Below are 12791 nucleotides of genomic sequence, written 5' to 3' on the forward strand. Positions count from 1 at the left end.
ACGTCGCCGAATCCGCCGCCATGTCCGTCGTCAACTTCGCCGCCGTCATCGTCATGGTGCTGCTCTTCCTCAAGGTCAGCCGCTGGAACGAGGAGGAGAACCGATGAACCGCCCGCCCCGGTCGCCCGCCCGCCGCCCGACCGCCCGGACCGCCCTCTACGCCGCCACCGCCTGGGCACTCGCGGCCCTGTTCCTCCTGCCCTACCTGGAGATGGTCGTCACGGCCACCCGGCCCGCGGGCCAACTGCGCGACAACGCCTACCTGCCGACCAGCTTCGACCTCTCCTCCTTCACGAGGGTCTGGACCGACACCACCCTCGGCGGCAACCTCCGCACCACCCTCCTCGTCGCCGGTGGCTCCACCCTGCTCGTGCTGCTGGTCGCCCTGCCCGCCGCGCACCACACCGCCCGGGTCCGCTTCCGCGGCCGCAAGGCGTTCCTGCTCCTCGTCCTGATCACCCAGATGTTCCAGCCCACCGCACTCCAGGTCGGCCTCTACCGGGAGTTCCACACCCTCGGCCTCCTCGACAGCGTGGGGGTGCTGGCGCTCGCCAACGCCGCCTTCAACCTGGCGTTCGCGATCTGGATCCTCAGCGCCTACATCGCCTCCATCCCGGTGGAACTGGAGGAGGCCGCCCAGATCGACGGCAGCAGCCGGATCGGCGCGTTCTTCCGCGTCACCCTGCCGCTGGCCCTGCCCGGCGTCGTCACCGCCGTGATCTTCACCTTCATCTCGGCCTGGAACGAGTTCGTCATGGGGCTCACCCTCACCACCACGCCCGAGCGCCAGCCCCTCACCGTCGGGATCGACAACATGATCGGCGCCTACAGCGTGCAGTGGAACCAGGTGTTCGCCGCGTCACTCGTCGCGATCGTCCCCGTCGTCGTCCTCTTCGCCTTCATCGAACGCCACGTCGTCGCGGGCCTCACCGCCGGCTCGGTCAAGTAGCGAAACGGCCGGGGAGACCTCCTCGGCCGGTCCCGCATGATCCACGCGCGATATACGCTTGGTGACGGCGCAGACAGTGGAAAGTGGAGTGGGCATGCACGACCGGTGGACGCGACTGCTCGAAATCCTGGGCGACAAGGGCCGGATCGACGTCGTCGAGGCCGCCGAGCTCCTGGGGGTCTCCACGGCCACGGTCCGCCGTGACATGGAGGAGCTGGCCCGGCAGCAGCTGCTGACCCGCACGCGCGGCGGCGCGGTCCTGGGCGGGGTCGCCTACGACCTGCCGCTGCGCTACAAGACCGCGCGGCAGGCCGACGAGAAGCACCGCATCGCGCGGGCGGCCGCCGGGCTCGTGCCGCCCGGCGCGGTCGTCGGCCTCAACGGCGGGACGACGACCTCGGAGGTCGCCCGCGAGCTGGCCGTGCGGGCGGACCTCGCCGAGCACACCGAGGGGCCGGCGCTGACCGTCGTCACGAACGCCATCAACATCGCCAACGAGCTGGCGGTGCGCCCGTACGTGAAGACGGTCATCACCGGGGGCGTCATCCGGTCCAACTCCTACGAGGCGACCGGCCCGTTGGCCACCCTCGTGCTCCAGGGCCTCTCGATGGACTGCATGATCCTCGGCGTGGACGCGATCGACCCCGCCTTCGGCGCGGCCACCCACGACGAGGGGGAGGCCAGTACGAACCGCGCCATGACGGAGCGGGCCGCCAAGGTGATCGTCGTCGCCGACTCCACCAAGCTCGGCCGGCGCGCCTTCGCCAAGGTCTGCGCGATCGGCGACATCGCGGTACTGGTCACCGACGGCGACGCACCCGACGAGGTGGTCGAGCAGATCGCCGCCCAGGGCGTCGAGGTGCTCTGCGTCTGACGACCGCCGCGGGCGGCCGGGCTGCCCGTGCGGCCCGGAGCAGGGCTGCCCCTGGCGGCCGCAGCGTGTCGGCTAGCCGAACGTGAACCAGTTGACGTTGACGAAGTCGGCGCCCTGGCCGCTGGCGAAGGTGAGGTAGACGGTGTGCGTGCCGGTGGTCCGGGTGATGTCGGCGGGCACCGTCCGCCAGGCCTGCCAGCCGCCGGTGTTGGCGACCGCGAAGCTGCCGACCGGTGCGGCGGTCGGGCTGTCCAGCCGGACCTGCACCAGCCCGCTGATGCCGGGGGCGGCGCCGGAGGCGACCCGGGCGAGGAAGCGGGTCGTGCCGGAGCCGCCGAAGTCGACGCCCGCGTAGGCGAGCCAGTCGCCGTTCGCGATCCAGCCGACGTCGTGGCCGCCGCCGGTGTCGGCACAGGGCTCCAGCGCGGTGCCGGACTGCGTGCTGTAGGACTCGGCCCGGATGGTGCCGAACGCGCTGGTCCCGCCGCCGGGTTGGGGCGACGGCGACGGCTCTGGGCCGGGCGGGGTCTGGGTGCCGCCGACGGTGACGGACAGCAGGGTGGGGTTCGCCGACTGCACCTTGCCCTCGAAGTCCACGCCGGCCGGGTGGACGTCGTCGTAGGGGAACGCGTAGCCGAGGTGGTCCGGGGTGGTCGCGTGCAGGATGCGGGCGTAGTGGTTGGTGCGTGCGGCGGCGTAGAAGGCGGCCGGGTTCTCACCGTCCGGCTGATGCGGATCGTCCAGCAGGGTGGTGCGGTTGAGCGCGGCGGCGAGGCGTGCGCTCAGGTTGCCCATGAGGTCGTTGCCGGTGGTGAACGGCGCCGAGCTGCAGTTGAAGACGGCGGCGGTGGAGGGCCTGGTGAAGCCGCCGGCACCGGGGAAGGTGAGGACGCCGTCGCGGACCCGGCCGGTGACGGTGCCCCAGCCGGACTGGGTGTCGACCACGAGGTCGGTGCTCTGGTACTTCTGCCACACGGCGGCGAGGTAGTCGTCCAGGTAGCCGTTGAACAGTGACGGGTCGCTGCTGATCGCGGTGTTGGGGCTGAGGATGCGCAGGGTCCGGCCGGCGGGGTCCGGGACGATCAGCCGGGACCAGTCGCCGCCGTCGGCGGTGGCCTGCGTGCGCAGCACGGCCGCGGCGGACTCCAGGCCGCCGACGGGCAGGCCGCTGACGCTCTGCCGTCCATCGCCGGTGGCCAGGTCGAAGGCGATCGGAACGGCGGCGAAGTCGACGTAGCTGATGTTGGCGTACAACTGGTCGGGCCCGTAGGTGAATTCGCAGAAGCCGTAGGCGGTGGCGATGTTGGGGTCGGTGGGGTTGCTCACCGAGGGCAGCGCGATGCCCGGGCCCGGGTTGATCAGGAAGGTGAGCTCGCGGCCGATGGAGAAGTAGATCCGCCCGCTGGAAAGGTACGGCAGGCTGATCCGCCGCGGGGTGCCACCGGACGCGCCCAGCGCGATGGCGCAGTCGGCCCCGAGCGGCGCGCCCGGGGCGCTGGGGGAGGGCGGGTGGTAGAGCGTGCTGCCGTCGGAGCGCAGGAAGGCCCAGCTGTTGCCCTGGGCGGGGTCGAGACCGAGGACGTAGGCGTAAACCGGCTGGGACGGCACGGTGTTGACCAGATCGACGTCGAGCCGCTGCGGGGTGGTGGTGCCGTCGGCGCGCTGCGACAGGGCGAACAGCGCGGGCGTGGCCAAGGCCGCGACGGAGGCGCCGAGCATGGTCCGGCGAGTGATCACGGGGGCTCCGGGGGGTGGGGGACGGGCGGCGACCCGGACGGCGCCGCCTGCCCGCCACCCTCCCGCCGGGGCGCGAACACGTCAATATCTGTCACCGTAAGCGGCTCTTAAGCCTGCTTCGGTTGATTTCCCGAAGGCACCGTCGGCGGCTCGGGTTCCCATGCCGCCTTCCCGTGACATGTGTGCGTGTCGCCATCCGATCGCGCCCATGCGGCAACCGGGCGGGCGCCGGGCACGTCTTCGGTCGGACGGGGCAGACCGGGAGCCGGGAGGGGACGATGGGGCAGCGCGAGGTGGAGCCGGAGCTGGCCGCGCACGTGCGGGCGGCGTTCGCGGAGTTCGGGAACGAGGTCACCCTGCACGGGGAGGTGGCCCGGGACCTTCACGGGCGCGACTACGGGCTCGGCGGGCTGCTGGAGCTGGTGGAACGGCGGCCGGACGTTCCGCTGGCGGAACTGGTCCGGGCCCACGTCCTCGAACTGGTCGTCGCCGTCCAGGGGCCGATGGCGGGCGACGCGGGCTCCCCGGTGGAGACGGCCGCCCGGCTCTACCCGGTGCTCCTGGACGCCACCACGCTGGTCGATCCCGCGCGGCTCCCGCATGCGCTCGAAATCGCGCCCGGGGTACTGGAGTTACTCGCGCTGGAGTCGCCCGTCGGCTGGCAGGTGCTGACGTCGGAGGCCGTCGCCGAACTCGGGGAAGCGTCGCGGTTGCGCGTGGACGCACGGGCGCGGCTCGCCCGGCTGCCCGTCGAGGGGCACGAGGTCCGGCCGACCGGGCAGGGCGGCAGCCTCCACGTCGTCACCGGGGGCTCGGCGCTGACGGGGAGCCGGGTCCTCGTCCTGGACGCGCTCTACCGTGCGGTCGCCGGGCGGGACCTGCCGCCGGACGGCGCGGTGGTGGCGTTCCCGACGCCGTTCCGGCTGCTGTTCGCGCCGTTCGACGTCGAAGTACCGGAAGTGCTGCAGGTCCTGATCGAGACGGCCGCCCGGGAGTGCGACACGTCCGCCGCGCCGCTGTCCCGGCACACCTACTGGTGGCGTGGCGGAGAGCTGACGCCGCTCACCGAGGAGGGCGAGGGCGGTCTGCTGGACATCGTGCACGTGGACGAGGTGGTCGCCGCGGTCACCCGGCTGGCCGGCGGGGGAGGGGACCTGCCCGCGCCGCGTCCGCACCACTACCGCTTCGCGCACCGCCTGCTGCCCTCGCTCCCGGAGCTGGGCTCGGTACCGGGGGAGCGGCTCGACACCGAGCTGCGACGGCTCTGGGAGGAGTACGGCGCGAGCCTGCCCGTCGAACACCGGCTGGAGCCCGACGGCCTCCGGGGCGGTTTCGTCCAGGGCGGGCGGCACCGCATGCTCCTCGTCGCCCTGCCGGTGCCGCGGGCGGCGACGGAAGCCTTCGCGGTGGTGCTGGCCTGGCCGAGCGACGGGTCCGCGTTGCGGACCTTCACCCTGGAGTACGCGGTCGACCCGATCACGGGCGAGCGCGGGGCGGTGCTGGGCGAGTGGGAGGGGGAAGGACGCCACCGTCTGCACCGGACCGGCATGACCGCCGAGGCCCGCCCCTTCCTCCACGCCGTCGAGGCCCTCCTCGACCCGCCACCGCCACCCCCGGCGAAGCGGCGCGGCCTGTTCCGCCGCTGACCGCGGTCCGGCCGGTGCGGGCCGTTGCCACGGAGCCGGGACGGGAGCGCCTTGCGAAGATCAACAACCGGGTGGAAAGCTCGCGGCATGCCAACTTTCTCTTCCTACGACGGTACCGAACTGGCCTACCACCTCATCGGCGAGGGCGAGCCGCTGATCTGCCTGCCCGGCGGCGCGATGCGCGCCTCGGAGTACCTCGGCGACTACGGCGGGCTGTCCGCCCACCGGCAGTTGGTCCTGCTCGACCACCGCGGCACCGGCGATTCCCCCGAGCCCGCCGAGGTCGAGAGCTACCGCTGCGACCGGGTCGTCGCGGACGTCGAGGCCCTGCGCGTGCACCTCGGGCTGGAGAAGGTCGACCTGCTCACCCACTCGGCCGGGGCGAACCTCGGCGTCCTCTACATGCAGCGCCACCCCGAGCGCGTCGCGCGCATCGCGCTGATCACGCCGGGAATGCGGGCCGTCGGGATCCCGGTCGACGAGGGCAGCCGCGAGGCCGCGACCTCGCTGCGGAAGGACGAGCCCTGGTACGACGAGGCGATCGGCGCGTTCCGCAGGGACTGGACCGATGTGGGGTCCGACGAGGACGCCGCCCTGTCGGGCCCGTTCTGGTACGGCCGGTGGGACGAGATCGCGCAGGAGCACCATGCCACGCGCGCCACGCAGCTCAACCGTGACGCCCGCGCGGCGCACTACGCCGAGGGCGCGTTCGACCCCGAGGCGACGAGGGCCGCGATCGCGGGGCTAGAGATCCCGGTCCTGATTCTGATCGGGGAGCTCGACTTCAGTCCCAGCCCGGTGCTCGCGACACGGCTCGGCGAGCTGTTCGCGGACGGCTGGGTGCAGCTCGTCGTGCAGCCCGGAGCTGGGCACCACCCCTGGCTGGACGACGCAGCCTCGTTCGGTGGCGTTGTCACGCGCTGGCTTGCCGAGAGCTGACCGGCCCTCCGCCGGATCCCGGTCCGCCACCGACTCGGCCCTCGTCCGGCCCCGGCGGCGCGATCGACGCGAACGCCTCGCCGGGGCGTCCGAGGACGCCCCGCCGCCGTGCGGTCCGGTCGCCTCAGTCGCCGGCGACGTACACGTAGGTGCCTGGCGCGTGGCTGCACTTGCTCAGCAGCGCTTCCAGGCTCACCAGTTGTGAGTCGTCCCGCCAGGTCGGGATTCCCTGCACCTCCGCGCGCGCGGAGGCGCATTGCCGGGAGTCCAGCACGGTGTCCCCGTAGGGGTCGATGGCCGCGAGGACGGGGAAGCCCTTGCGGGGGAGCTTCGTGACAACGTCCATGAGGACGTCGTGCTCATCCCCGAAGGATTCGGTGACCGTCCGCTGCAGGGACTCCCAGCTCCTCAGATCGGGGAGTTCGGAGTGCCAGAACACGTCAAGTCCCACGGCGACCTCCAGCCTTCGTCAAAGGGGGCAGGCGGTGAGCACCCTGCTCTTGTGTACCACGACCTCCGGACGGGTCCTCAGCGTTGAGGAGTTGAGGCGTTGAGGAGTTGAGACGTTGTCGCGGGGCGCCGGTCAGCTCGTCAGTGGAAGCGTGAGGACGTGGACGAGTCCGCCCCCGGGGTTGGCCTCCACGGTGAGCCGGCCCGCGCCGCCGTCGGTGCCGTGAAGGTCCTGAGGGCCCCGGGGCTTCGCGTGCAGCCAGGGCCGGGCTCCGGCGGCCACGTCCGGGCCCCGGTCGGTCACCCGGATCTGCAGGGCGCCCGGCCCGCCGGGGCGCTCCGGCGCCGTGGTCGCCTGGACGAGCACGCGGGCTCCGGGCGGGGTGCGCAGCCACGCGGAGCGGACCATCGCGGCGAGCGTCCGCTCCAGCCGGCTCTGGTCGACGGGGACGGGTGGCAGCCGGTCCGGAACGCGGACGGTCGCCGAACGCGTCGGCACCTCGGCCAGCGCGGCGGCGACCGCCGAGGACACGTCCGCCGGTCCGGGCTGCGGTGCACGCGCGTCGGGCGCGTGGACGGCGCCCGTGACGGCGGTGGCGACGTGGCGGCTGTGATCGCCCACTGGTGCTCTGTTCCGTTCGGTGGGTGTCGGCGGGTGGCGGATGAGGAGTGTCCGGGGTCCGGCCTGTCGGCCGCGTGTTCGGACACTCCATCACCACGTGATCCTCTCGGATGAAAGCTGAGGTATTGATGAGGCGACCATCGGGTGACAACGGCGGATCGGCACCCGCCGCGCGTCGGGCTACGACAGGGTCCACCGCTGGCTCTCGCCGCCGTTGCCGTCCGGATCTCATGCGGGATGCTGTCGTTGGTGGCGAGGTCGGGTCGTCGGGGCAGTGGCCGGACTCCCCGCCCGCGGACCACCTCGGTACTGTGGTGGCCCGGAGCGTGGGAAGGGTGGGCCTGATGGGGGCGGGAGCGTGGCGCGGGCCGCTCGTCCGGCTGCGGATGCGGCTGTTGGCCGAGATCAATGCGACCGTGCACGGGCAGGACCTGCACCTGGAGCGGTACGACCGTCCGGCCGGGGACCCCGGGCTGTACGGTCCGGACAGCGTGGTGTGGCGGGTGCACGGGCACCCGGCCGGGATGCTGGCGGGCGGCTTCGCGGCCCTGTTGCTGCAGTCCCTGCACCCGGTGGCGATGGCGGCCGTCGACGCGCACTCCGACTTCCGGGTCGATCCGACCGGCCGGCTCAACCGGACGGCCCGCTTCGTCACCACGACCACGCTCGGCTCGACGGCGGCGGCCGAGGCGGCGATAGCCGGCGTCCGGAGGATCCACCCGCGGATCCGGGGCACGGCGCCGGACGGCCGCCCGTACCGTGCCGACGATCCGGAGCTGCTCACCTGGGTGCACACCGCCGAGGTGCACTGCTTCCTGACCGGCTACCAGATCTTCGCCGCGACCCCGCTGACCGCCGCCGAGTGCGACCGCTACTACGCCGAGGCCGCGCGCGTCGCCGAACGGCTGGGCGCCGCTGCGATACCCGGGTCGCGCGCCGAGGTGGCGGCCTACCTGGCCCGGATCCGGCCGGAGCTGCGGGTGACGCCGCCGGCCCTGGACGTGTTGCGCCTGCTGCGGGGCTTCGGCCGCAGTCGTCGGGAGCGCATTGCCGTCCGGGTGCTGACGAACGCCGCGATCGCCCTGCTCCCGGACTGGGCCAGGGCCGAACTCGGCGTGCGCCGGCCCCGGTTGGTCCGGGCGCTCTGGGACCGCCCGGTGGCGCGGACCGCCGGCCGGATCATGGTGTGGGCCTGCGGCCCGTCCCAGATCCGCGCCGTCGCGTACGCACGGGCCACCGCGACGTCCACGACCGTCGTCCACGTCGAGGAGATCGGTTGATGGTCGGCACGTCCGCCCCGCGCCCGGTCCTGTACCTGTTCGGCTCCGCCGCCCCGCCGGTGCTGAATGCGGCGCAGATCGTGCGGCACGCCCAGTTCAGGGGGTGGGACGTCGCGCTCGGGCTCACCCCGACGGCGGCGGGCTGGCTCCAGGACGAGATGTCCAAGCTGAGGCGGCTGACCGGCCATCCGGTGAAGTCCACCTACCGGCGGCCGGGCGACCCGGACCTCCTCCCGCCCGCCGACGCCGTCCTGTTCGCGCCCGCCACGATGAACAGCATCAACAGCCTCGCCCTCGGGCTCACGACCTCCTGGGTCGTGGGGTACGCGGCCGAGGCGATCGGCAAGGGAATCCCGGTGACGGTGGTGCCGTGCCTGAACACGGCCCTCGCCGCGCACCCCCAGTTCCCGCGCAGCGTCGAGACGTTGCGCGGGGCCGGGGTCCGGGTGCTGCTGGGCGAAGGAGGCTTCGTGCCGAACGATCCGGGCGAGGAGCGACCCGAGGGGTACCCGTGGGAGGCCGCGCTCGCGGCTGCCAAGGAGTCCCTTGAGCGGTGACACCCCGTCGTGTGCCTACCGCCCGGGGGCGGTCGTCGGCGGGGTGTTCAGCACGCGGAAGGAGATGCCCGCCGCGATCAGCCGGTCGATCAGGGGGCGGCCCATCGCCACTGCCGTGGTCAACTGCCCTGCCACTGGCGGCAGGTCGTCGTAAGCCAGGCACAGTGCCGACTCGGCCAGCATCTTCGCCGTCTCCTGGTAGCCGGGATCGCCGCCGGACACCTCGGTGAGGAGCGTACGGCCGTCCTGTGTCCGGGCGGCGAAGCGGACGGCGAACCAGGAGCGCGCCCGCTGCTCCGCGTTCGGGCCGTCGCCGGGCTTGCGCAGCCGGCCCAGGACCCGGCGCAGCGTGGGCAGTTGGGCGGCGACGGCGAGGGCCGTCACCGTGGCGACACCGGCGAGGGCGATCGGCAGCCGTCGTACCGCCGCGTAGTGCGCGTAGGCGAAGTCCGGGCCGTACTCGTCCAGTGCGGCGGCCGAGCGGGAGACCACCTGCGGGTCGATCGTGGGCATCGGCACGGCCCACGCGCGGGCCGCCCGTGACCGGTGCGGTCGGCCGGCCGGGGTGCGGACCAGCCGTCCCTTCGGCCGGGGCTCGGCCGCGCGGCGCTCGCGGGCGGCCCGGGCCATCGCGCGGGGCCGGGAGAAGGCCGTCATGGCCGAGGCGAAGGTGCCGCCGGAGATGGTGCCGCCCGCGCGGACGAAGCCCTCGACGGAGACCCGGGCCGACGGTCCTTCGCGGCGGAGCAGTTCCTCGACGGTGTAGAGCACGCCGAGGTCGTGCGGTACGGAGTCGAAGCCGCAGGAGTGCACCAGCCGCGCTCCGGTGGCCACCGCCCGCTCGTGGTGCCGGAGGTACATCCGGTCGACGAACTCCGGCTCGCCGGTGAGGTCCACGTAGTCGGTGCCGCTGTCCGCGCAGGCCGCCACGAGCGGCTCGCCGTGCCGCAGGTACGGGCCGACCGTGGAGATCACCACGCGGGCGGAGCCGGCGACGTCGCGCAGCGCCGCGCGGTCGGCGGCGTCCGCGATCAGCAGGGGGAGGTCGGCGCAGCGCGGGTCGATCCGCGCCAGCCGCGCCCGGACGGCGGCGAGCCTGCCCTCGTCCCGCCCGGCGAGTGCCCAGCGGCACCCCTCGGGTGCGGTGCGGGCCAGGTACTCGGCGGTGAGCCCGCCGGTGAACCCGGTGGCACCGAACAGGACGAGGTCGTACGGGCGGGGCTCGGCCATCAACGGTCCCTACTCACGGGTAATCGACGGCGCCACGCTAGGAGCCGGTCGTGGCGGTGTCAACGGTCCGGGCCCCGGGTTTCCATCGGGGCGTGCTTGGCGCTACTTTGAACGTGTTCAATTTAGCTCTCGGGGGGTACGGGATGACCGAAGAACCGTCGCTGCAGCACGCCGCTCTCGTCGAAGCGGAGCCGGATCGTGACCGGGTCCGCCCCAGTGCGCGGGTGCTCGTCGCCCTGGCCGTGGTCGCGTGGGTGCCGTTCGTCGCCGAGGGGCTGCACTACCCGGCGAGCCCGGGGTACTGGGCCCTCCTCTTCACGCTGGTCGGGCTGACCGCGCTGCCTTTGGTGATGCCGGGTGATCCGGGGTTCCGGATCACCTGCCTCGCCGTCGGCTGGCTCCAGTTCGCGATCGAGATCGTGCTCTCCGTCCCGTTCCTGCTGCTCGCGGTGCCCTTCTTCGTTTTCGTCTGCCCGTCGGGTGTCGTGCTGCTGCTCGCGAGTCGGCGCAACCGCGGCACGGTCGGCACGGCGATGCCGGTGCTGCTCGCGGCCTGCCCGATCCTGCTCCTGGCGCACGGCGGGTGGACGCACATGTAGCAGGCGTGCTCACCGCCGGCGGCAGAGCCGCCCGTCGGGGGTGCCCAGCAGGTGGCGCAGGGGTTCGATGACGACCGGGCCGCAGTACCGGACGGTACTGCGGCGGACGCCGGCCCGGGCGAGGGTGTCGTCGGCGGCGGAGCCGGAGACCGAGAGGCGGGCGACGGTCGTTCCGGCCGGGGTGTCGATGACCAGTTCGTCCAGGCGGCTCCAGCCGCGGCGGGCCAGGCGGTACGGGACGGTGCCGTCGATCGCCGCGGCGGCGGCCAGGGTGGTGGTGTCGCCGGGGGTGAGCATCCGGTCGCCGGGGACGGGCAGGGGCCGGACGGCGAGGCGCCGGTACTGGTACTGCCCGACCGCGGCGGCCCGCAGGCCGGTGCCGATCCGCGCCGGGCCGAGCAACCGGGCCGCTGCGCGGGCGAGTTGGGCCAGCCGCCAGCCGAGGCGGGCGGTGAAGGCGTCGGCGAAGAGCCCTCGCTGGTCGTGGACGCCGAGGTCGGCCGCGTCCACGAAGAGGTACGGACGTCCGGCGGAGACGAGCGAGACCTCCATTCCGTCGACGGGCAGGAGGGCACTGCCGGACGGCAGCAGGTCGCCGAGCCGTCGTGGCCGGCGGTAGGCGAACTCCAGGCCGAAGCCGGTGCCGGCGCCGCTGCGGTCGAGCTCGCACAGCACCCGGTGCCCGGTGTCGAGCACGTTGATCCGCGCCCGGGACGCAGGGCGGTCGCGCGGCAGCCAGGCCAGCCGGTCGGCCACCGCGACCGCGGCGAGGAGCGCGTGGCCGCCGCCGTGGCGCTCGGACCGGTAGTCCAGGTCGAACCGCGGATCGCGGGAGGGCTCGATCATCGCGATGGCCGAGACGGGGACGCGGTAGGTGTCGGCCACCCAGCTCCGCGCGATCAGGAGGGCCTCGTCGAGTTCCCGTCCGTCCGGGGGCAGCACCCGTCGGTCCAGGACGAGCACGGGGCGGGTGCTGCCGCCGGGGTGGGACAGGTGGCCGATCATCGAAGCCCCTCCGGTGCGGTCGCTGAGGTGCGACGAAGGATGCGGGATCCGGGCCGGACCGGGCAACGACCGTGCGGTGAACGGTCGCCGAACGGCGCATTCGGGCAGGTCGGCGATATTCGCGGAGTTCTTCCGGGTTGGCCCCTCCGCGTCAAATTCAGGGTGTCTTCGGGAATTGGTCGACCGTTCGCCGGACGGACATGGCAACCGGCTCGCGCAGGCTTGTAGCGTCCCGGATCGCCGATCGGACGGTGCGTGAATTCCGCCTGATCACGACGGATATTCGCCACGGATATCCGCCATGGACATTCCATTCCCTTGCCCGGAGGTCTGAACTCGTGGTCGACCATCTCCAGGCGCGTTTCGCCGGCCCCATGCAGTCGGTGTTCCGCGTCGTCGCCGGACTCCTCTTCGCCTGCCACGGCATCGCCTCGCTCTTCGGCTTCTTCGGCGGTGCCGCGGGCACCCACGGCGGGACGCTCCACCTCGGGGCCTGGCCCGGCTGGTGGGCAGCCGCCATCCAGCTGGCCGGCGGCGCGCTGGTGCTGCTCGGCCTGTTCACCCGGCCCGCGGCCGTGATCTGCTCCGGCTCCATGGCGTACGCGTACTTCGTCGTCCATCAGCACCACGGCCTGTTGCCGATCGAGAACGGCGGCGAGCTGTCGGCCCTCTACTGCTGGATCTTCCTGCAGATCGCCACGCTCGGTCCGGGCCCGTGGGCCGTCGACGAGGTGCTCCGATCAGGCCGGATCCAGCAGGCCGCGGAGCCCGGTGCCGAACGGTCGGCGGTCGCCGGCTGAGGCGTCCGGCGGTCACCCGTCCGGTGGCGGGGGGGGCCCCGGGGGGGCCCCGGCCCCCCCGTGGGGGGGGGGGCGCCCCGGCCCCGGAGGGGTTGTTTAGACC

At 73.3% G+C, this 12791-nt stretch carries 13 protein-coding genes; 8 read left to right on the top strand and 5 right to left on the bottom strand.

The features are described from left to right. Nucleotides 1-103: 103 nt before the first annotated feature. Both ACFXDE_RS42590 and ACFXDE_RS42595 read left to right on the top strand, forming a co-directional pair. The gene (locus tag ACFXDE_RS42590) at nt 104-949 is read left to right on the top strand and encodes a carbohydrate ABC transporter permease (protein WP_380499583.1); all 846 of its coding nucleotides are present in this window, start codon (nt 104-106) and stop codon (nt 947-949) included. 94 nt (nt 950-1043) lie between these two features. Continuing rightward, nucleotides 1044-1823, top strand: coding sequence for a DeoR/GlpR family DNA-binding transcription regulator (locus tag ACFXDE_RS42595; RefSeq protein WP_380448870.1), 780 nt, complete (start codon nt 1044-1046; stop codon nt 1821-1823). A 72-nt stretch (nt 1824-1895) separates the two neighbouring features. On the opposite strand, the gene ACFXDE_RS42600 is transcribed toward ACFXDE_RS42595, so the two are convergent. After that, entirely contained in the window at nt 1896-3560 is a 1665-nt protein-coding gene (locus ACFXDE_RS42600; RefSeq protein ID WP_380499586.1) for a beta-1,3-glucanase family protein, read from the bottom strand. 278 nt (nt 3561-3838) lie between these two features. Between ACFXDE_RS42600 and ACFXDE_RS42605 the strand changes: the two genes are divergently transcribed. Beyond that, nucleotides 3839-5206 carry a hypothetical protein gene (locus ACFXDE_RS42605; protein ID WP_380499588.1) on the top strand — a complete coding sequence of 456 codons (1368 nt, stop codon included), beginning with the start codon at nt 3839-3841 and terminating at the stop codon, nt 5204-5206. A gap of 87 nt (nt 5207-5293) precedes the next feature. Then, the gene (locus ACFXDE_RS42610) at nt 5294-6145 is read left to right on the top strand and encodes an alpha/beta fold hydrolase (RefSeq protein WP_380499590.1); all 852 of its coding nucleotides are present in this window, start codon (nt 5294-5296) and stop codon (nt 6143-6145) included. Between the two features lie 124 nt (nt 6146-6269). Here the strand turns inward: ACFXDE_RS42610 and ACFXDE_RS42615 are convergent, their stop codons facing one another. Both ACFXDE_RS42615 and ACFXDE_RS42620 read right to left on the bottom strand, forming a co-directional pair. After that, a complete protein-coding gene (locus ACFXDE_RS42615; RefSeq protein WP_380499592.1) occupies nt 6270-6596 on the bottom strand; it encodes a hypothetical protein in 327 nt (108 codons plus the stop codon). A 132-nt stretch (nt 6597-6728) separates the two neighbouring features. Then, a complete protein-coding gene (locus ACFXDE_RS42620) occupies nt 6729-7217 on the bottom strand; it encodes a hypothetical protein (protein ID WP_380499594.1) in 489 nt (162 codons plus the stop codon). 344 nt (nt 7218-7561) lie between these two features. On the opposite strand from ACFXDE_RS42620, the gene ACFXDE_RS42625 reads away from it, so the two are divergent. Continuing rightward, nucleotides 7562-8497 carry an oxygenase MpaB family protein gene (locus ACFXDE_RS42625; protein ID WP_380499596.1) on the top strand — a complete coding sequence of 312 codons (936 nt, stop codon included), beginning with the start codon at nt 7562-7564 and terminating at the stop codon, nt 8495-8497. Beyond that, entirely contained in the window at nt 8497-9054 is a 558-nt protein-coding gene (locus ACFXDE_RS42630; RefSeq protein WP_380499598.1) for a flavoprotein, read from the top strand. Before ACFXDE_RS42625 ends, ACFXDE_RS42630 begins: the two co-directional genes overlap by 1 nt. A gap of 15 nt (nt 9055-9069) precedes the next feature. Here ACFXDE_RS42630 and ACFXDE_RS42635 read toward each other — a convergent pair whose 3' ends face one another. Beyond that, nucleotides 9070-10284 carry a saccharopine dehydrogenase family protein gene (locus ACFXDE_RS42635; protein WP_380499600.1) on the bottom strand — a complete coding sequence of 405 codons (1215 nt, stop codon included), beginning with the start codon at nt 10282-10284 and terminating at the stop codon, nt 9070-9072. Nucleotides 10285-10427: 143 nt separating this feature from the next. On the opposite strand from ACFXDE_RS42635, the gene ACFXDE_RS42640 reads away from it, so the two are divergent. Continuing rightward, on the top strand, nt 10428-10883 hold the full coding sequence (locus tag ACFXDE_RS42640) for a hypothetical protein (protein WP_380499601.1): 456 nt from the start codon (nt 10428-10430) through the stop codon (nt 10881-10883). A gap of 9 nt (nt 10884-10892) precedes the next feature. On the opposite strand, the gene ACFXDE_RS42645 is transcribed toward ACFXDE_RS42640, so the two are convergent. Next, complete coding sequence (locus tag ACFXDE_RS42645) at nt 10893-11888, bottom strand: hypothetical protein (RefSeq protein ID WP_380499603.1); 996 nt, start codon at nt 11886-11888, stop codon at nt 10893-10895. Between the two features lie 374 nt (nt 11889-12262). On the opposite strand from ACFXDE_RS42645, the gene ACFXDE_RS42650 reads away from it, so the two are divergent. Continuing rightward, nucleotides 12263-12688, top strand: a complete 426-nt coding sequence (locus ACFXDE_RS42650) for a DoxX family protein (protein WP_380499605.1) — start codon at nt 12263-12265, stop codon at nt 12686-12688. The last annotated feature ends 103 nt before the right edge of the window (nt 12689-12791 follow it).

The organism is Kitasatospora sp. NPDC059408 (genome assembly GCF_042751525.1).
GTDB lineage: Bacteria > Actinomycetota > Actinomycetes > Streptomycetales > Streptomycetaceae > Kitasatospora.

Coding starts and splice junctions, on each gene's coding strand:
- ACFXDE_RS42590 (WP_380499583.1), top strand. CDS start 104: ATGAACCGCCCGCCCCGGTCGCCCGCCCGCCGCCCGACCGCCCGGACC.
- ACFXDE_RS42595 (WP_380448870.1), top strand. CDS start 1,044: ATGCACGACCGGTGGACGCGACTGCTCGAAATCCTGGGCGACAAGGGC.
- ACFXDE_RS42605 (WP_380499588.1), top strand. CDS start 3,839: ATGGGGCAGCGCGAGGTGGAGCCGGAGCTGGCCGCGCACGTGCGGGCG.
- ACFXDE_RS42610 (WP_380499590.1), top strand. CDS start 5,294: ATGCCAACTTTCTCTTCCTACGACGGTACCGAACTGGCCTACCACCTC.
- ACFXDE_RS42625 (WP_380499596.1), top strand. CDS start 7,562: ATGGGGGCGGGAGCGTGGCGCGGGCCGCTCGTCCGGCTGCGGATGCGG.
- ACFXDE_RS42630 (WP_380499598.1), top strand. CDS start 8,497: ATGGTCGGCACGTCCGCCCCGCGCCCGGTCCTGTACCTGTTCGGCTCC.
- ACFXDE_RS42635 (WP_380499600.1), bottom strand. CDS start 10,284: ATGGCCGAGCCCCGCCCGTACGACCTCGTCCTGTTCGGTGCCACCGGG.
- ACFXDE_RS42640 (WP_380499601.1), top strand. CDS start 10,428: ATGACCGAAGAACCGTCGCTGCAGCACGCCGCTCTCGTCGAAGCGGAG.
- ACFXDE_RS42645 (WP_380499603.1), bottom strand. CDS start 11,888: ATGATCGGCCACCTGTCCCACCCCGGCGGCAGCACCCGCCCCGTGCTC.
- ACFXDE_RS42650 (WP_380499605.1), top strand. CDS start 12,263: ATGCAGTCGGTGTTCCGCGTCGTCGCCGGACTCCTCTTCGCCTGCCAC.